Annotated in this window: 15 protein-coding genes; 4 read left to right on the top strand and 11 right to left on the bottom strand. The window is 70.7% G+C overall.

All coding sequences use genetic code 11. From position 1 onward, the window contains the following. Positions 1-169: 169 nt before the first annotated feature. Both FGX59_RS29240 and FGX59_RS29235 read left to right on the top strand, forming a co-directional pair. Positions 170-2,371, top strand: coding sequence for a hypothetical protein (locus tag FGX59_RS29240; protein ID WP_138471035.1), 2,202 nt, complete (start codon positions 170-172; stop codon positions 2,369-2,371). A 63-nt stretch (positions 2,372-2,434) separates the two neighbouring features. Further along, a complete protein-coding gene (locus FGX59_RS29235; protein WP_138471033.1) occupies positions 2,435-4,516 on the top strand; it encodes an ATP-dependent helicase in 2,082 nt (693 codons plus the stop codon). 1,263 nt (positions 4,517-5,779) lie between these two features. Here the strand turns inward: FGX59_RS29235 and FGX59_RS29230 are convergent. From FGX59_RS29230 to FGX59_RS29220, 3 genes are all read right to left on the bottom strand, one after another. Next, positions 5,780-6,367 (bottom strand): SMC-Scp complex subunit ScpB, encoded by a 588-nt coding sequence (locus FGX59_RS29230; RefSeq protein WP_138471031.1) that lies wholly within the window; start codon positions 6,365-6,367, stop codon positions 5,780-5,782. After that, positions 6,364-7,266, bottom strand: coding sequence for a DUF1403 family protein (locus FGX59_RS29225; RefSeq protein WP_138471029.1), 903 nt, complete (start codon positions 7,264-7,266; stop codon positions 6,364-6,366). Before FGX59_RS29225 ends, FGX59_RS29230 begins: the two co-directional genes overlap by 4 nt. Before the next feature lie 70 nt (positions 7,267-7,336). After that, positions 7,337-7,948, bottom strand: coding sequence for a LysE/ArgO family amino acid transporter (locus FGX59_RS29220; protein WP_138471027.1), 612 nt, complete (start codon positions 7,946-7,948; stop codon positions 7,337-7,339). A 94-nt stretch (positions 7,949-8,042) separates the two neighbouring features. Here FGX59_RS29220 and FGX59_RS29215 point away from each other — a divergent pair, with 94 nt between their 5' ends. Further along, entirely contained in the window at positions 8,043-8,969 is a 927-nt protein-coding gene (locus FGX59_RS29215; RefSeq protein WP_138471025.1) for a LysR family transcriptional regulator ArgP, read from the top strand. 14 nt (positions 8,970-8,983) lie between these two features. Next, positions 8,984-9,415: a DUF4186 domain-containing protein gene (locus tag FGX59_RS29210; protein ID WP_138471023.1), complete on the top strand. Its 432-nt coding sequence runs from the start codon at positions 8,984-8,986 to the stop codon at positions 9,413-9,415. A 51-nt stretch (positions 9,416-9,466) separates the two neighbouring features. Here FGX59_RS29210 and FGX59_RS29205 read toward each other — a convergent pair whose 3' ends face one another. The 8 genes from FGX59_RS29205 to FGX59_RS29170 form a co-directional block, all read right to left on the bottom strand. After that, complete coding sequence (locus FGX59_RS29205; RefSeq protein WP_206078465.1) at positions 9,467-10,825, bottom strand: SLC13 family permease; 1,359 nt, start codon at positions 10,823-10,825, stop codon at positions 9,467-9,469. A 6-nt stretch (positions 10,826-10,831) separates the two neighbouring features. Next, positions 10,832-11,341 (bottom strand): HPP family protein, encoded by a 510-nt coding sequence (locus FGX59_RS29200; RefSeq protein ID WP_171060878.1) that lies wholly within the window; start codon positions 11,339-11,341, stop codon positions 10,832-10,834. Positions 11,342-11,547: 206 nt separating this feature from the next. Then, positions 11,548-12,855 (bottom strand): replication-associated recombination protein A, encoded by a 1,308-nt coding sequence (locus tag FGX59_RS29195; protein WP_138471019.1) that lies wholly within the window; start codon positions 12,853-12,855, stop codon positions 11,548-11,550. A gap of 235 nt (positions 12,856-13,090) precedes the next feature. After that, on the bottom strand, positions 13,091-13,927 hold the full coding sequence (locus FGX59_RS29190; protein ID WP_138471017.1) for a TIM barrel protein: 837 nt from the start codon (positions 13,925-13,927) through the stop codon (positions 13,091-13,093). Beyond that, on the bottom strand, positions 13,920-14,204 hold the full coding sequence (locus FGX59_RS29185) for a putative quinol monooxygenase (protein ID WP_138471015.1): 285 nt from the start codon (positions 14,202-14,204) through the stop codon (positions 13,920-13,922). The genes FGX59_RS29190 and FGX59_RS29185 overlap by 8 nt, the downstream gene beginning before the upstream one ends. Before the next feature lie 56 nt (positions 14,205-14,260). After that, a complete protein-coding gene (locus FGX59_RS29180) occupies positions 14,261-15,202 on the bottom strand; it encodes a sugar phosphate isomerase/epimerase (protein WP_138471013.1) in 942 nt (313 codons plus the stop codon). A gap of 85 nt (positions 15,203-15,287) precedes the next feature. Further along, the gene (locus FGX59_RS29175; RefSeq protein ID WP_138471011.1) at positions 15,288-16,460 is read right to left on the bottom strand and encodes a Gfo/Idh/MocA family protein; all 1,173 of its coding nucleotides are present in this window, start codon (positions 16,458-16,460) and stop codon (positions 15,288-15,290) included. A gap of 22 nt (positions 16,461-16,482) precedes the next feature. Then, the gene (locus FGX59_RS29170) at positions 16,483-17,505 is read right to left on the bottom strand and encodes a Gfo/Idh/MocA family oxidoreductase (RefSeq protein WP_138471009.1); all 1,023 of its coding nucleotides are present in this window, start codon (positions 17,503-17,505) and stop codon (positions 16,483-16,485) included. Between the last annotated feature and the right edge of the window lie 117 nt (positions 17,506-17,622).

Below are 17,622 nucleotides of genomic sequence, written 5' to 3'. Positions count from 1 at the left end.
GCCCGCCAGAGGCAAGCCGATGCCGCCCGCCGCGCCCGTCATGCAACCTTTGCTTGCATGGCGCGGCCGCCGCGCTTTACCATGGGGTAGCTTCATTCTGCCCCGCGGGGCGCCATTCATTGCCAGACACCTGTTTTCCCCGGAACTTCTGCCAGAAGGACACCGACAGATGAGCGAGTCCGCAACGACCCCGCCCGCCCCCGAAATCCAGCCGGACCCCGAAGGCGCCATGCCGGTCTTCGTCATCGGCCTGGCCATGGCCGGGGCGATCTCGGCGGGCGCCTATACCGCCGGCGTGGTCGACTACCTCTTCCGCGCGATGCGCGCCCATAACCGCCGCGCGGGCCAGCCCGGCGGGCCGAAGCACCGGGTTGCCGTCAAGGCGATGAGCGGCACCTCGGCAGGCGGCACCACCGCCGGGCTGATCGTGGCGAGCCTGCTCGAGGCGCGCGGCGAGGACGCCGCGGTCTGGGACGCGCCGCGCCGGGACGAGGTCGCCGTGGACGGCGGCGGCACGGCGGAATTTACCTATGTGCTCGGCCCGGTCTACGAGGTCTGGGTGCGGCAGCTCAGCTTCTATGCGGATGGCGACGGGCTCCTTTCGGACAGTGACCTGGGCAAGGCGCCGCCGGTGCTGCTGGACCGCAGCCCGCTCCAGCCGGAACCGGATCTGCCGCTGCTGTCGCTGCTCAATGGCAGCTATCTCGACAAGGTCGCCAGCGGCGCGATCGGCGGCATCGCCGCCTGGACGGAGACGGTCGAGGGCTACAGCTTCGTCTCGGGGCAGTTCGACCTCTTCCTGACCACCACCGCGATGAACGGCGTCTCGAACCAGATCCAGTTCGGCGACGGGGTGAAGTTCAACATGACCCAGCACGGGCTGGTCCGGCATTTCCGCATCCCGAAACTCGGCAGCGGCGCGCCCCTGCCCTCGCCCTGGCTCGAGGACTGGGAGGATGCCGGCATGACGCTCGACCCCGCGGTGGCCGCTGCCGACGGCTCCATCCCCTTCACCGCGCCGGACTATCTGGGCGACTGGAAGAAATTCACCGTCGCCTCGATCGCGACCGGGGCCTTCCCCTTCGCGCTGCCCGCGCGCTACATCAACGCGCTCGCGGCCGAGCTGGGCGCCAGGGGCCCCGGCGGGCGCCAGGGCGGGGCGCTGCCGATCGACATCGCCGACGGCCACGGCATCCCGGATATCTTCCCCGACGGCATCCCGGCCGCAAGCCCCGCGCCGTACATCGCCGTCGATGGCGGCACGATCAACAACGAGCCCTTCGAATATGCCCGCTTCGCGATCCGCAAGCGCGGCAGCGCCCCGAACACGCTTCTCGACAATCCGCGCACCAGCCTGACCGCCGACCGCGCGGTCGTGATGATCGACCCCTTCCCCGACATGGAGCCCTACACCCCGCTGACGCCTGCCGCGGCGACGCGGCTCTCGGGGCTTCTGTCGATCGGCTCGAAGCTGCTCAGCGTGGTGATCTCGCAGGCGCGCTTCAAGCCGACCGAGCTGATGCTGGCCAGCGATACCGACATCCGCTCGCGCTTCATCATCTCGCCGGTGCGCCGGACCGCCGAGGGCGCGGTGCTGACCGGCGGCAACGCGATGGCCTGCGGCTCGCTCAACGGCTTCGGCGGCTTCCTCGACGAGAGCTTCCGCAAGCACGACTTCCTGCTCGGCCAGCTCAACTGCCGGAAGTTCCTCGAGGACCATCTGGTGCTGGACCCGGCGAACCCGGTGCTGGATGGCGGCCCCTCGGGACGGGTGATCGATCCCGGCGCGATGCCCGAGATCCCCCAGCCCGCCTGGCCTGCCGCCGGGGACGACGCGCTGACCCCGGTCTTCTCCCAGGGGCAGGCACGGCTGACCAAGGTGGTCGACCGGCTGATCGGGCTCCTGCCCTTCAACGGCACGGTGCGGCGGATCGGCCAGGCCCTGTGGATCCCGCTCTTCCGCGGCGGGCTGATGGACACGCTGCAGGGCACGGTGATGAGCGAACTCTTGCTGCGCGGCCTCTACCTCAACTCCGCGCTCGAACGGCAGATGGCCAAGGCGCGGCTTCTGGAGACCGGCGACGCCGCCGCCCAGCTGGAGGCCGCCCGCGCCGTCACCGTCGCGCTGATGCTGCGCGGCAGCAAATATGCCAGCCCCGAGGCGCTGCATGACGACATGGCGAAGTCGCGCGACAAGGACACCGTGCTGCCCACGCTGCCCGCGCCGGACCGGATCGCGGGCTTCCTCGACGCGCTGGCAGGGGACGGGCTGGCCGAGCGGCGCTGGAAGGTCCTGGCAAGCTGGCCGCCTGCACGGCGGGAATACCGCTATGCCTTCCCCGCCACCGGAAGCAGCGCCCGCGGCAGCTAGACGTTCCCATTATGTTCCGATTGCCCTATGCTGCCCGGGAGGCAGGACAGGCAGGGGCAGGATATGGGCCATATCGACAGCCGGATCGGCCAGGACGGCGCAGGGCGCGGCGACTACCTGGCGAAGCTCAATGCAGAGCAGCGCGCGGCCGCGGAATTCGGCGTGGGCACCGGCGCGCTGCCGCCGCCGCTGCTGGTGATCGCCGGGGCGGGGTCGGGCAAGACGGCCACCCTGGCGCATCGCGTGGCGCATCTGCTGGTCAACGGCGCCGATCCGCGGCGGATCCTGCTGATGACCTTCTCGCGCCGCGCCGCGACCGAGCTGACCCGGCGGGTGGAGCGGATCACGGCCGAGGCGCTCGGCACCGGCGTGGCGGCCGAGGCGCTGGCCTGGGCGGGCACCTTCCACGGCATCGGCGCGCGGGTGCTGCGCGACGAGGCGCAGGCGATCGGGCTGCATCCGGATTTCACCATCCATGATCGCGAGGACAGCGCCGACCTGATGAATCTCTGCCGCCACGGGCTGGAGCTGTCGACGACGGCGACGCGCTTTCCCGCCAAGGGCACCTGCCTGGCCATCTATTCGCGGGTGGTCAATGCCGGCGAGCCGCTGGGCGAGGTGCTGCGCGACCGCTTCCCCTGGTGCGCGATGTGGCAGGCCGAGCTGAAGACCCTCTTCGCCGCCTATGTCCGCGCCAAGCAGGCGCAGAACGTGCTCGATTACGACGACCTGCTGCTGGCCTGGGCGCAGGTCATGTCGGATGCCGATTTCGCCGCCCATATCGGCGCGGCCTGGGACCATGTGCTGATCGACGAGTACCAGGACACCAACCGGCTGCAAGCGCGGATCCTGATGGCGCTGAAGCCCGGCGGCCAGGGGCTGACCGTGGTCGGCGACGACGCCCAGTCGATCTACGCCTTCCGCGCCGCGACGGTGCGCAACATCCTCGATTTCCCCGCCGCCTTCGATCCCCCCGCGCGGGTCGTCACGCTGGAGCGCAACTACCGCTCGACGAAGCCGATCCTGGCCGCCGCCAATGCGGTGATCGGCCTGGCGCGCGAGGGCTATGCCAAGGCGCTCTGGACCGAGCGGGACTCGGCCGAGCTGCCGCGGCTGGTGACGGTGGCGGGCGAGGCCGAGCAGGCGCGCTATGTCGCCGAGGACGTGCTGGCCGCGCGCGAGGAGGGGATGCGGCTGAAGGACCAGGCGGTGCTCTTCCGCACCTCCAGCCATTCGCTGCAGCTCGAGGCGGAGCTGACGCGGCGCAACATCCCCTACGTGAAATTCGGCGGGCTGAAATTCCTAGACACCGCGCATGTCAAGGACCTGATGGCTTTCCTGCGGCTGGCGCGCAATCCGCGCGACCGCGTGGCCGGGTTCCGCGTGCTGCAGCTGATCCCCGGCATCGGCCCGGTCGCGGCGGGGCGCATCCTCGACGCGCTGGCCCTGTCCTCCGACCCGCTTTCCGCGCTGGCCGATATCGAGCCCCCGGCGCGCGCCGCGGCCGACTGGCCGGGCTTCGCCGCGGCGATGGCCGCGCGCGCCGACTGGCCCGCCGCGCTGGGGCTGGCGCGGGCCTGGTACGAGCCGCATCTGGAACGGATGCACGAGGATGCCGAGGCGCGCCGCGCCGACCTGATGCAGCTCGAGCAGATCGCCACCGGCTATCCCGGCGCCGAGGCCTTCCTGACCGAACTGGCGCTCGACCCGCCGGACGCGACCGGCGGCCAGGCCGGGGTGCCGCTCAGGGACGAGGACTACCTGATCCTCTCGACGATCCATTCGGCCAAGGGGCAGGAATGGAAATCCGTGCATCTTCTCAATGCCGTGGACGGCTGCATGCCCTCGGATCTGGGCACTGGCAGCGAGGAGGAGATCGAGGAGGAGCGGCGGCTGATGTATGTCGCCATGACCCGCGCCAAGGACCGGCTGAGCCTCGGCCTGCCGCTGCGCTTCTACGTCACCCAGCAGGGCCGCAATGGCGACCGCCACGTGCATGCGATGCGCTCGCGCTTCCTGCCGCGCGAGATCCTGGTCCATTTCCGCGCCGAGACCTGGGCGCCCCCGGCAGGCCAGGGCAGCGCCCCGCGCCCGGCCCCCGCCCCGATCGACATCGCCGCGCAGCTGCGCGACATGTGGGACTGACCCGGCCCTGCCCGCCCCGCGAACCAGACGCCGGGCGCGCTCCGGTCCTCCGGCTCGCCCGCCCCGGCCCGGCGGCCAGTCCCTCTGGCGCCCTCTCCGGATGCGATGCCGCCTCCCGGCCTCGTCCGGACGGCCGACGGCGTGCGTGACCGCCACATCAGGGAAGAGATTGGGGACGCGTGCCGGCGCTATCGCCGTCATCGACGCGGAGCCATCGGAAGCAATGTTCGGCGATGAGGCCCCGCCACCGGTGGGCTTCGCCGCCTTCATCGAGCTACGAGGCCAAAGCCCCGCCGGGCCGGCGCAAGGCCCCGCCGCCATGTCGCGCTCGCTGAAGCGCCCTGTCCCGCCTGCGCCAACCCGCGTGGCAGGCATGTCGCCGACGGGATGGCCGGACAATGCCATGACCCGAGCGGATGGTGCAGCAAGACGCCCCGGACGCAGGAGAACCGGCATCGCTTACGTCGAGACTCGCCCGGGTCGACGCCAAGAACGGGGCGGGGCTCCGGGTCCGGGCCAGCTGCCCCCGCCCGGTTGACCCGGTTGGTGCCGCTGGTGCCGCTGGTGCCGCTGGTGCCGCTGGTGCCGCTGGTGCCGCTGAAAGCGGATCAGGAGTCCCATCGCCGCGATGCGCAATCGAAAACCGCCCCCGCGCGGGCAGGCCGCCAACGGGAGCTGTCCATCGGATTCTCTCAGATGCCGTGCCATCCTCTCGAGGACACTGCCCCAAGCCGGTGCAGACCCCCGCTGGAACAGGCCGGAGGGCGGACCGGCCCGGCATCGCGGGGCGTCCCGGCCCCGACCGTCGGTGTGTCCGCGCAGGGTGCTGAAAACGTCCGCTCGGCCTTGGAAGCTGCGGAAGCTGCGGAAGCTGCGGAAGCTGCGGAAGCTGCGGAAGCTGCGGAAGCTGCGGAAGCTGCGGAAGCTGCGGAAGCTGCGGACAAAACTAGGAAAATGATCTCGAAGGCAACTAGATTTGCTCAATTCCGGGAGCGGCCCGGGCCAAGAACGGAACGCTTTCCACTTGGACGACGCCCTGGGGACATTTTTCAGCACCCTCTTGGGAGGCAAAGCCGGGAGAATACGCCTGAAAGCGGTCATGCTTGCTCATACATCAGGCAAGCGTGACCAGACCCGGAACGGTTTCCTCCCCGACAGCGCCCTGGACTCCCTGTTCAGCAGCCTGCCAGAGGGCATGGATCGCCGGGCCCGCAAGCAGCGACGGCGCGGGGCCGCCAGGTCAGCAAGACACTGCCGGAGCCCTCAGCCCGCGTCCGGCTGCGTCTCGAGCCCGGCATCCATCAGCGCCTCGCGGTCCGGCAGGTCGTCGAGCGTCGGCAGATCGAACCGCGCCAGGAAGGCCTCGGTGGTGACATAGGTGTAGGGCGCGCCCGGCGCCGGGCTGCGCGGGCCGGGCGCGATCAGGTCGGCGGCGCGCAGCCGCGACAGCAGATCGCGCGGCACCTCCTTGCCGAAGACATCCGCCAGCCCCGCCCGCGTCACCGGCTGCTGATAGGCGATCGCCGCCAGCACCGCGGTCTCGAACGGGCTCAGCTCCATCCGCGGCTCGGGCAGGTTCGCCGCCACCTTGATCGCCTCGGCATAGGCCGGGCGGGTGCGAAGATGCCAGCCGCCGGCCACTTGGGCCAACTCGTAGGGGCGGCCGTCGAGCTCGGCGCGCAGGTCGTCGACCAGCAGGTCGACCGGCGCGCTGCTGCCGACCACCCGCGCCAGCGCCTCGCGGCCCACCGGCTCGGCGGAGGCGAAGAGCACCGCCTCGATCCGCCGCAGCCATTCGCGCCAGCGCAGCTCGGGCGGCAGCTCCGCCAGCTCGCGGTCGAAGCCGCTCACAGCCCGTAGATCCGGAACGTGTCGCGGCCCGACAGCTCGCGCACCGCGCCGAGCGAGACCAGCCGGTCGCAGATGCGCCGCGCGGCGCGGTCGGTCATCGGATGGCGGCTGCCGCGGATCACCGGGGTCAGCGCCCGGGCCGGAGAGACCGCATCCTCGGCCAGGAACAGCGCCACGACCGCGTCCGAGGCCTTGGCCCGCAGCTTCGGCGCGACCTGGGCCAGCCGCGCGGCACGGCGCGTCAGCTCCTCGGCCAGGGGCAGCGCCTCGTTCGCGGCGGCAATCACGGCGCGCTGGCAGGCCGGCAGAAGCTGGGCAGGCTCGCGCAGGTCGGCCCGGTTCAGATGCCCGGCGAGGAGCGGCAGCGGATGCGTCCAGCCGAGCGCCGCCGAAAGCGTCGCCTCCGCCAGGATCAGCCCCGGGACCTGGGCGCGCGGCGCGGCCTCGAGGCAGGCCGCCAGCAGCGCCGCCGCCCGCGCGACCGGCGCCAGCGGCAGATCGGCGGGGGCCGGCAGGTCGGGCAGCACCTGGCGGGCGCGGGCCTCCCAGCCCGGGCCGAGCCGCAGCCGGGTCGCGCGGCGCCAGTCGAGGAAGACCGCGCCGCCCGGCCCCGGGCTCTCGCCCTCGCGCAGCAGATGCACCTCGTCGCGCAGCTCGGGCAGGCGCTCGGGACGGCCGGCCCGGCGCAGGCAGGCCTCGGCCGTGCGCAGCGCCAGCCGGTCGCGCAAGAGCGGCGCGGGCAGGCCCGGCGCCCGCAGCGCCACGTCGAGCGCCATCAAGGCAGCGCCCGAGCGGAAGGCCGCGGAGTCCGGATCGCCCGGATCGTCGCGCTGCACCCAGCGGGGCAGCTTCACCGGAACGGTGTCGTCGGAAGGAACGGGGATCGGTGCGGTGTCCATGCCGGCAAACTGGCACGGTGCGGCGCTTCCTGCAAGTCGCGCGAGGACAAAGCGCCGCTTGCCGGCGGGCTCACGCCGCGGCCAGCAATCCCGCCGCGATCGCCCACATCACCAGCGCGATTGACGCCTCGAGCGCGCGCCACGCGGCCGGGCTGGCGAAGACCGGGCGCAGCGCCGCGGCACCGTAGCCGAGGGCGAAGAAGAAGAGCAGCGAGCCCGTCATCGCGCCCGCGGCAAAGGCCGCCTGCTGCCCCGGGAACTGGGTCGAGACCGTGCCGAGCAGCACCACCGTATCGAGATAGACATGCGGGTTCAGCCAGGTGAAGGCGAGGCAGGCCGAAAGCACCGGCGCCAGCGGCCGCCCCTGCCCGCCCGCCGCGGCCAGGAGCGCCTCGCCCGGGCCGAGCGCCGCGCGCGCGCTCTTCCAGCCCTGCCAGACCAGGAAGCCCGCGCCGAGCCAGCGCATCGCCGGATCGAGCCCCGGCAGCGCCGCGGTGATCCGCGCGAAGCCCGCGACGCCCAGCAGGATCAGCACCGCATCCGAGAGCGCGCAGGCCAGGCAGACCGCCAGCACATGCTCGCCGCGCAGCCCCTGGCGCAGGACGAAGGCATTCTGCGCGCCGATCGCCACGATCAGGCTGAGGCCGATGCCGAGACCGGCGAGATAGACGGAAAGGGTCATGCGAAGGCTCCGGTTGCGGACCGGCTTGCCCTAGCCCGGGCGGATGGATTAAGGCCAGTTAAACCTCCTAAGCCTGATGAAGCGTGGCTAATTCATGATCGACTATCCCGCCGCCCGCGCCCTGGCCATGGTCGTGCAGACCGGCAGCTTCGAGGGCGCCGCGCGCATGCTCGGCGTGACGCCCTCGGCGGTGTCGCAGCGGGTGCGCCAGCTGGAGGAGCGCATCGGCGCCGTGCTGGTCGAGCGCGCCAGCCCCTGCACCGCCACCGCCGAGGGCGCGCGGCTCTGCCGCCACATGGAGCAGGTCGGCATGCTGGAGCGCGAGCTGCTCGACCATCTTCCCGGGCTCGGCGGCGGGGACCGGCTGCCGGTGACGCTGGACATCGCGGTCAATGCCGACAGCCTGGGGACCTGGTTCCTGCCCGCGCTCGCGCCTTTCGCCGAAGCGACCGGGTTCCTCCTGAACATCGTGATCGACGACGAGGAGCATACCGCCGAGTGGCTGCGCCGCGGCCGGGTTCTGGCGGCAGTGACGGCGATGGCGCGGCCGGTCCAGGGCTGCCAGGTCACGCCGCTCGGGCGGCTGCGCTATGCGGCGGCGGCAAGCCCGGCCTATGTCGCGCGGCATTTCCCGCAGGGCGTCACGGCCGAGGCGCTGGGGCGCGCCCCGGCGCTGACCTTCAGCCAGAAGGACCGGTTGCAGACCGACTGGGCGCGCGCGGAATTCGGGCCGGGGCTGACCCTGCCGACCCACTGGCTGCCCTCGACCCAGGGCTTCGTCGAGGCGGCGCTGCTGGGGATCGGCTGGGGGCTCAATCCCGAGCTGCTGCTGCGCGGCCATCTGGATGCCGGACGGCTGGTGGAGCTCATGCCCGGGCGCGGGCTCGACCGGCCGCTCTTCTGGCAGGTCAGCCGGCTGGCGGCCGGGCGGCTCTCGGGGCTGACGCGCGAGGTCACGGGCGCGGCGCGCCGCGCGCTTGGACCCGCGGCCGGGCCGTGGCAGGATGCGGACGGAAGCTGAGGAAAGGGCGGCAGATGGCGGAGCGGCGCAGGCCTGCGGTGCAGGGCGATCTCTTCGCGGGCTTTCCGCCCGAGGCGCCGCCCGATCCGCCGGGGATCGAGGCGCTGGCGGCACGGCTGGCGCGCTCGGCCTTCCGCAGCCGGTTCCGGCTCGGGCCGCGCGAGCGGGCCTATCTGGAGGAGAGGGGCCCGGCCGTCATCCGCCAGCATGCGGCCGAGTTCATCGCCAGGCGGCTGGCCCCGGCGCATCCCGCCCGCGACGGGCGGCAGACGCCGATGCGCGGCCATCCGGCCTTTCTCGCCCAGCATGCCACCGGCACCTGCTGCCGCGGCTGCCTGGAGAAATGGCACCGCATCCCGCAGGGCCGCGCGCTCGACCCGGCCGAGCAGGCGCGCATCGCCGATATCCTGATGTGGTGGATCGCAAGGGAGGCCGCCCGGCGCTGAGGGGCGGCGGCAGCGCCCGCGCCGCGATGCGCGGCACGGGCGGGAGGCGGCTCAGAAGTAGCGCAGCCAGATGTAGATATTCGCCAGGACCAGCGTCAGCAGCATGATCGGGAAGGCGAATTTGAAGAAGGCCAGGAAGCTGATCGGCTGCTTGGCCTTCTCGGCGAAGGCCGCGACGGTCAGGTTGGCCGAGGCGCCCAGCAGCGTGCCGTTGCCGCCAAGGCAGGCCCCGAGCGCCAGCGACCACCAGAGCGGCTCGATCTTGTCCGGCCCGAACGTGTCGGCGGTGGCCTCGATCATCGGGATCATGGTCGCCACGAAGGGGATGTTGTCGAGGATCGCCGAGAGGATGCCCGAGGCCCAGAAGACCAGGAAGGCGGTCCACATCAGGTTGCCGTCGGTGATGTCGATCACGAATTGCGCGAACATCGCCAGGAGCCCGACATGCTCCACCGCCGCGACGATGACGAAGAGCCCGGCGAAGAACAGGATGGTGACCCATTCGACCTCGCCGAAGATGTGGTGGACCGACTCGGTCTGCTTCTCGGCATGCTGCCCGCCATAGGCCAGCAGCATCAGCAGCGCCGCGCCCGAAAGCGCCGAAGTGCCCGGCTGGATGCCCATGCTGTGCCCGGCGGTGAAGCCCAGGATCACCAGCGCCAGCACGAAGAGCGACTTGACCATCAGCCGCGCATCGGTGATCGCGCCCTTCTCGTCGAACTGCATGATCCGCGCGCTGGCCGAGGCCGGGATCTGCGCCAGGGCCTTGCGGTTCGCCAGGTAGATGATCCCCGTCAGCACGATCAGGCAGACGAAGGAGATCGGCGCCAGGTTGACGGCGAAATCGTTGAAGCTGAGCCCCGCGGCCGAGCCGATCAGGATGTTCGGCGGGTCGCCGATCAGCGTCGCGGTGCCGCCCACGTTGGAGGCCAGGATCTCGGCCATGAAGAACGGGAAGACCTTGGTCTCCAGCGCGTCGGTGATGAGCAGCGTGATCGGCGCGATCAGCAGGACCGTGGTGACATTGTCCAGAAGCGCCGAGAAGACCGCGGTGATCAGCGTCAGCATGATCAGGATGCCGGTCGGATTGGCCTTCACCGTCTTGGCCGCCTTGATCGCGACATACTGGAAGAGGCCGGATTTCGAGGTGATCGCCACGATCACCATCATGCCGATCAGCAGCGCCAGCGTATTGGCGTCGACCCCGGCCAGCGCCTGCTCCTGGTTGATGATGCCGAGGATCACCATCAGCGCGGCGCCCAGCATCGCCAGGATGGCGCGGTTCATCTTCTCGGAAATGAGGATGGCATAGACCAGCACGAGGATGCCGGTGGCGAACCACAGCGGGTCGATGCCAAGAAGGTCTGGAACGGAGAACCCGGGTCCTCCGTGGGAAGCTTGTCCGTGCACTTGAATTTACTCCGGAATTTCCGCCGAACCCAGAACCTGGTCCAGCAGCGAGTTGGCGCTGACCGTGCCGACGAAGCGGCCGGTGCCGGGCTCGACCAGCATGACATGGCGCTTGTACTTGTAGATCAGGTGGATCCCCTCCATCACCGGCGTGTCCGGCGCGGCGACGGGAATGTTCTCGGGGCGCGACATGTTATCCGACACCTTCTCGTCCTTCAGCCGCGCCAGCTGGGCGATGAAATCCTCCTTGGAGAGGCTGAAGAAGCGCAGGTTGTCGAGCTTACCGCTGGAGCCGAAGGCGCCGCCCATGTCGATGGTCGAGGCCTTGGGCAGGATCAGCTTGAGCAGCGTCGGCGCGCTGAAGACGCCCAGATACCTGCCCTCGTCATCGACCACCGGAAGGAAGCGGGCGCGGCTGGCCTTGATCATGTTGAAGGCCGTCGCCACGCTTGCATCGGGATGTATCGTCTTCTGGTTCTCGGGCGGCACCATCACGTCCGCACATGTCAGGCCCATGTTCTTCCTCCGCTGTTGTCGGGCTCCGGGCATCCCTCGGGGCAGGCCGCGCATCCGGCCGGTCCGGGCCGCGGCGCGCGGGCCGCAGGCGCCCTGCGAAATCGGTGACCTCCCCTAGACCCGCGGGTCCGGAGCGGCAATGAGGCGTTCCGTCCACGGCGGCACCGGGGGGCGGGTTCGATTGCGGCGCTTCGCCGCCCCGCCCCTCAGCCGCCGAAGCGCCGCGGGACCGGACGGCCGGAGGTCTCCTCCCAGTAGGCATCGGCGCGCTTCTCGAAGGTGCCCGCCTGGCGCGCGTCGCTCTGGTAGAAGCGCCCGGGCTGCAGCCCCGGCACGTAGTCCTGCTCGGTCCAGCCGCGCGGATCGTCATGCGGGAAGCGGTAGCCGACATGGCCGAGCGCCTCCGCCCCCTTGTAATGCGCGTCGCGCAGGTGCTTCGGCACCACCACAGGCGGCTCGGAGGCCACCGCCTGCAGCGCCAGCCCGATGCCCCGGCAGGCCGATCCCGATTTCGGCGCGCGCGCGACATGGAGCGCGGCATGGGCGAGCACGATCTGCGCCTCGGGATAGCCGATCTTCTCCACCGCCGTGGCGGCCGCGACCGCGGTCTGCAGCGCGGTGTTGTCGGCCAGCCCGACATCCTCGGAGGCATGGATCATGATCCGCCGGGCGATGTAGCGCGGATCCTCGCCGGCATGCACCAGCCGCGCCAGCCAGTAGAGCGTCGCGTCCGGATCCGAGCCGCGCATCGATTTCACGAAGGCCGAGACCAGGTCGTAATGCTGGTCGCCCGAACGGTCGTGATTGACCGGCGCGGCGGCATAGGCCTCTTCCAGCATCGCCTCGGTGATCTCGATCGCGCCGCCCGGATGGCCGACCGCGAGGCTCTCCAGCGTGGTCAGCGCGCGGCGCGCATCGCCGCCCGAGCGGCCCGCGACCAGCCGCACCTGTTCGGGCGTCATCGCCACGTCGATCCCCGCGGCGGCCAGATGCGCCAGGCCGCGGCGGACGACCTCCTCCATCTCGGCGATCGACATCGGCTCCAGCCGGAGGATGACCGAGCGGGAGACCAGCGCCGGGGGCAGCACGTGATAGGGATTGCCGGTGGTCGCGCCGATCACGTCCGCGGTGCCGTTCTCGCAGATCGACAGCAGGTCGTCGGCCTGGGTGGCGGAGAAGCGGTGGATCTCGTCGACGAAGATCAGCAGCGGCCGGATGCGCGCCTCGTCGGCGAGCTTCCTGAGCTCCGACACCCCGGCGCGGGTGGCGTGGAGCGGGCGGAACTCCTTGCCCATCATGTCGCCCACGGCGCGCGCGATCGAGGTCTTGCCGACGCCCGGGGGGCCGTAGAGGATCACGCTGCCGAGCGCGCCCGCGGCGATCCGGCGGCGCAGGATCGAGCCCGGCGCGACAATGGCCGACTGGCCGATCACCTCGTCGAGATTGCCCGGCCGCAGGAGCGCGGCCAGCGGAGTGTGGCCCGGGGCCGGGGCCGCGTCGAAGAGATCGCTCATGGTGCCTCCTGCTCGCGCCGGAGGGGATCTCCGGCCCGGCCCCTTCCTAGGCCCTCCGCGCGGGAAAGCGAAGCCCGCCCGTATCGGCCGCCCGCGCGGCCCCCGCGGGCAGTGCCCGTTTTCCGGGCAGTTCCCGCGGGGGCCTTGGCGGCTTGGAGGCCGGACGGCTTTGCCCCAGCTTATCCCCGGGATCATCCACAGGATCCGTGGATAATCGCAGCCGCCCCCTTCCGCGTCACAGGCCCAGCCGCGCCTCGATCAGCTCGAAGGAGGCGCGCAGGTCGGCGGCCAGCGTGGCGCTTTCCTGCACGCCCGGCTCGGTGCATTCGAAGGAGAAGGCGCCCTCGTAGCCGGCCGCGAGGAAGCCGCGGATCTGCCCGGCATTGCCGCAGCGGTCGCGCGGCTCGACCAGGATGCGGCGGGCGTCGTCGCCCTCGTCGAGCGGCGCGGCCGGGTCGGATATGCCGGAGATATGCACCATCCCGGTCAGCGCGGGATAGAGCTGCTCCTGCCCGGCGATGACATGCTGGAACGTGTCGTGGACCATGGCGAAGCGCGGATCGCCCAGCTCGGCGATCGCGGCGGCGAGCTCGGCCTTGTCCTTCAGCGAGGATCGGGCGAAGCCGATCGGCTCGATCAGCGCGACGACCTCTGTGCCGTCGAGCATCGGCGCGACCTGGCGCATCGCGCCGATCAGCCGCTCCTGGCGCTCCGCGGCGGGGAACTCGTCCATCACCGCGGGGATCAGGCTGACGGTCTCGGCGCCCGCGGCATGGGCGGTGGCGATCAGCTCGGCCACGGCATCGGCACGCCCGGGCGTCCAGGCGTTGAATGCATAGACCTCGGAGAGGCCGAGCAGGCGCAGCCCGCGGTCGCGCGCCATCGCGCCGGCCTCGGCCGGATCGATCCCGTCGAAGACCGGACGGCCGAGATCGTTGCGCGCCTCCACGCCGACGCAGCCGAGCCCGGCGGCGAGGTCGAGAAAGCCTTCATAGGGCAGATGGCGGGCGGTCTTCTGGTTCAGCGCGCGCTTCAACCGCGGCGCGGAGGACGGGGAGACGGCGTCAGTCATCGGCGACGACCTTCATGAAGGTGAGGCTGCGGTTGAAGGGCTCGTGCCAGGCGATCCAGTCCCTGGTGTGCTGCTCTTCCATATGGGCGGCATGGGCGGCCTCGTCGGCCCAGGCCTCGACGAAGACGATCCGGTCGGGATCGTCGGTGCAGGTGAAGAAGTCATAGGCGATGCAGCCCGGCTCGGCGCGGGTGGCGGCCTGGGCGGCAGGGGCCTTCGAGAGCACCTTGTCGCGGGTGCCGGGCTCCAGCTCGATCGAGATGACGAAACGGTACATGGCGGTCTCCGGGGAAGCGGGGGAGCCGCCCGGTCGAGCCGGGCGGGGGACGGCGCTCAGCGGCTGATCGTAGCCTGCAGCGCGTCGATGGAGGACTGGATGCCGGCCTCGGTCGACATGGTGAAATCCTCCATTTCGAGGCTGACCCAGCCGTTGTAGCCGCACATGCGCACGACGGAGAAGAACTCCTTCCACCATTGCAGGTCGCGGCCCGCGCCGACGGCGACGTAGTTCCAGGCGCGGTTGGCGACGTCGGTGACGTCCTTCAGCTCCAGCAGGCCGTTGACGTCGCAGAGGCCGCGCTCGATCCGGGTGTCCTTGCCGTGGCAGTGATGGATCGCCGCGCCGAGCGCGCGGGCCGAGGCGATCGGCTCCGCCCCCATCCACATCAGGTGGCTGGGGTCGAGATTCATGCCGACCATGTCGCCGACCTCGTTGCGCAGCCGGAACAGCGTCTCGGGGTTCCAGACCAGCATGGCGGAGAAGTTCTCCAGCGCGTAGCGCTTGATCCCGGCCTTCTGGCCGAACTCCACCAGGTCGTGCCAGAGCGGGAAGGCGCGGTCCTCCCACTGGTAGCGGTCGCGCTCGGGCATCTCGTCGGGCCAGGACTTGGTGTAGACCAGCCAGTTCGGCACGGTGTCGCCGGGGGCCGCCTCGGGCAGGCCGGACATGGTGACGATGGTCTCGACGCCGATCTCGCCCGCGAGCGTGATCGTCTCCTTCATCTCCTTGAGATGGCGGGTGCCCATCGCGCCCGGATCGAGCGGATTGGCCGAGCAGTTCAGCGCGGCGATCTTCAGGCCGCGGGCCTCGATCTCGGCCAGCTTCTGCTTCAGCAGGCCCTTGTCGGCCAGCAGTTCGTCGGCGCGGAAATGCGGCCCCTTGGACCAGCCGCCGCCGGTCATCTCGATGCCCTCGACCCCCAGCGCGACGCATTTGTCGAGCATGTCGGTGAAGCTGAGGTCGCCCATCACGTCAGTGCAGATGGAAAGTTTCATCGGCTGTTCTCTCTTGAGAAGGTTGATCAGGCCGGGCGCGCCGCAGAGGAGGCGGGCGGCGCGCCCGGAAGTCCCGGAGGGGGGACTATTGGTAGGCCACCCAGGCCGAGCCGGCATCCGCCGAGCGCACGCAGTTCTCCAGCCAGCGCACGCCCTCGGTGCCGGCCTCGATGCCGGGATAGCGATGGGTTTCCAGGAAGGCCTCGTCGCCCTTCATCTTCGCGTCGATGGCCTGGGCGATCCACAGGTAGATGTTGGCCCAGCTGTCGCCGAGACCCTCGGTATGCAGGGCGCCCATGCGGTCGGCCGCGAGGGACTCCTCCTCGAGATAGGGCATGCCGTGATGCAGGATGCGGTTCGGCTCGCCCTGGACCTCGTAGACCAGCTGGTCGGGATGGCTGTCGGACCATTCCACCGACGCCTTCGAGCCGGTGAAGCGGTAGCGCTGCGAGCCCATGTTGCCGGCATTGACCGAGCTGACCCAGAGCCGCCCGCGGGCGCCGTTGTCGTAGTGCATGAGCACGGTGGCATGGTCCTCGAGCGGCGCGCGGGAGGGGATGAAGGCCTTGCGGTCGCAAAGGAGCTGCTCGATCTTCAGCTCGGGCAGCACCACCTCGGAGAGGTAGTAGAGATGGGTGCCGATATCGCCCAGCACGAAGGTCGAGCCCGCGGTGGCGGGGTTCGTCCGCCATTTCACCGCCTCGCCGGCATTGGTGTCGTCGCCCGCGTTGAAGCCGTGGGTGTACTGCATGTCGACGAGCCGGATCTCGCCCAGCATGCCCTTGGCCACCATCGCCGCCATCTGGCGCACCAGCGGATGGCCGGTGAAGCCGTAGGTCACGCCGACGATCAGCCCCTTCTCGGCCGCCAGCTGCGCGACTTCCTCGCATTCCGCGACGGTGAAGAAGAGCGGCTTCTCGCAGATCACGTGGATCCCGGCCTCGAGCAGCGCCCTGGTGATCTCGAAATGGGTGAAGTTCGGCGTGGCGACCGAGACCACGTCCACCTTGTCCTCGCGCCCGGCCTCGCCGGCGATCAGCTCCTGGTAGGTGGCGTAGCAGCGGTCCTCTGCCACGCCGAGATTCATCCCGAACTCGCGGCCGCGCGCGGCATCGAGGTCGAAGGCGCCGGCCACCAGGCGGTAGGTGCCGTCGCGCAGCGCCCCGGTGCGGTGCTTGTAGCCGACCTGTCCGGTGCGGCCGCCGCCTACCATGCCCCAGCGCAGCGGCCGGGCGATCGTCATTTCGCCGTTGATCATCAGATTGATCCTTGTGGAGAGGTCAGGCCGCCTGGCTGAGCGGCTGGTCGTAGAGGGCGGGCTTGTCGCCCATGTCGATGTCCTCGCGCAGGCCCGAGTCCACCGCGCGCAGCGCGGCATCGGCAACCAGCGTCGCGGCATAGCCGTCCCAGGTCGAGGGCCCGGTCGCGGTCCCCTGCCCGGCGGCCGCGATCCATTCGCGGAACTCCTGGTCGTAGGCCTCGATGAAGCGCTCGCGCCAGTCCTCGGGGATCGCCTGGCGGATGCCGTGCGCGTCGGTGATCACGGTCGCCGGACGGTTCGGCAGCGCCGCGATGCCGGTCTCGCAGGAGACCTCGCCGCGGATGTCGTAGCCATAGGCGATATTGACCGAGATCTCGACATCGACGATCGCGCCCGAGGCCATGTGCAAAAGCACCATATGCGGGTCGCGCAGCTCGCCGCCCTGGCGCGACCGGCGCGGCAGCCGCACCTCGACCGCGGCGATCTCGTCGGACAGGAGCCAGCGCGAGATGTCCGCGTCATGCACCAGCGTGTCGTTCAGCGGCATCTCCGAAGTGTAGAGGCCCGGCGGCACGGAGGCGTTGCGGTGGACGGACTTGTACATCAGCGGCAGCCCCAGCGTGCCGCCGTCGATCACCGCCTTGAGCCGGCGGTAGTCGGCATCGAAGCGGCGCATGAAGCCGACCTGCACGAGGCGGCGCCCGAAGGCGGTTTCGGCCGCCATGACGCGGCGCGCGGCATCGGCAGTGGTGACCAGCGGCTTCTCGCAGAAGACCGGCTTGCCGGCGGCGATGCAGTCGAGCAGCTGCTCCTCATGGGCGGGACCCCAGGAGCAGATCACCACCGCGTCGATGCGCTCCGAGCGGATCAGCTCCTGCGGGGTGGCGAAGACCTCCGCCCCGTCGGGCGCGGCCGAGGCGGCGCGGGTCGCGTCGATATCGGCGACGCCCGCGACCGTCACGCCCGACAGCACCTGGGTGAGGCGGCGGATATGGTCCTGACCGATCATGCCGGTCCCGATGACTCCGACCTTCAGGTTCATTTCGACCCCCAGTACTTGCCGACATAGCGCTTGGTCTCGGAGAGCATGAAGCGGGCGCTGTCCTCGGCGCGGTCTTCCCAGCCGAAGACGCAGTTCGACAGCACGCCGTCGAATTTC

This window comes from Poseidonocella sp. HB161398 (assembly GCF_005870025.1).
Lineage (GTDB): Bacteria > Pseudomonadota > Alphaproteobacteria > Rhodobacterales > Rhodobacteraceae > Mangrovicoccus.
Note: the sequence above shows the minus strand (reverse complement) of the source record. Positions and strands in the feature narration are given on the sequence as shown.

Coding starts and splice junctions, on each gene's coding strand:
- FGX59_RS29180 (WP_138471013.1), bottom strand. CDS start 15,202: ATGAAACTTTCCATCTGCACTGACGTGATGGGCGACCTCAGCTTCACC.
- FGX59_RS29175 (WP_138471011.1), bottom strand. CDS start 16,460: ATGATCAACGGCGAAATGACGATCGCCCGGCCGCTGCGCTGGGGCATG.
- FGX59_RS29190 (WP_138471017.1), bottom strand. CDS start 13,927: ATGACTGACGCCGTCTCCCCGTCCTCCGCGCCGCGGTTGAAGCGCGCG.
- FGX59_RS29185 (WP_138471015.1), bottom strand. CDS start 14,204: ATGTACCGTTTCGTCATCTCGATCGAGCTGGAGCCCGGCACCCGCGAC.
- FGX59_RS29225 (WP_138471029.1), bottom strand. CDS start 7,266: ATGGACACCGCACCGATCCCCGTTCCTTCCGACGACACCGTTCCGGTG.
- FGX59_RS29240 (WP_138471035.1), top strand. CDS start 170: ATGAGCGAGTCCGCAACGACCCCGCCCGCCCCCGAAATCCAGCCGGAC.
- FGX59_RS29170 (WP_138471009.1), bottom strand. CDS start 17,505: ATGAACCTGAAGGTCGGAGTCATCGGGACCGGCATGATCGGTCAGGAC.
- FGX59_RS29195 (WP_138471019.1), bottom strand. CDS start 12,855: ATGAGCGATCTCTTCGACGCGGCCCCGGCCCCGGGCCACACTCCGCTG.
- FGX59_RS29220 (WP_138471027.1), bottom strand. CDS start 7,948: ATGACCCTTTCCGTCTATCTCGCCGGTCTCGGCATCGGCCTCAGCCTG.
- FGX59_RS29215 (WP_138471025.1), top strand. CDS start 8,043: ATGATCGACTATCCCGCCGCCCGCGCCCTGGCCATGGTCGTGCAGACC.
- FGX59_RS29200 (WP_171060878.1), bottom strand. CDS start 11,341: ATGGGCCTGACATGTGCGGACGTGATGGTGCCGCCCGAGAACCAGAAG.
- FGX59_RS29210 (WP_138471023.1), top strand. CDS start 8,984: ATGGCGGAGCGGCGCAGGCCTGCGGTGCAGGGCGATCTCTTCGCGGGC.
- FGX59_RS29235 (WP_138471033.1), top strand. CDS start 2,435: ATGGGCCATATCGACAGCCGGATCGGCCAGGACGGCGCAGGGCGCGGC.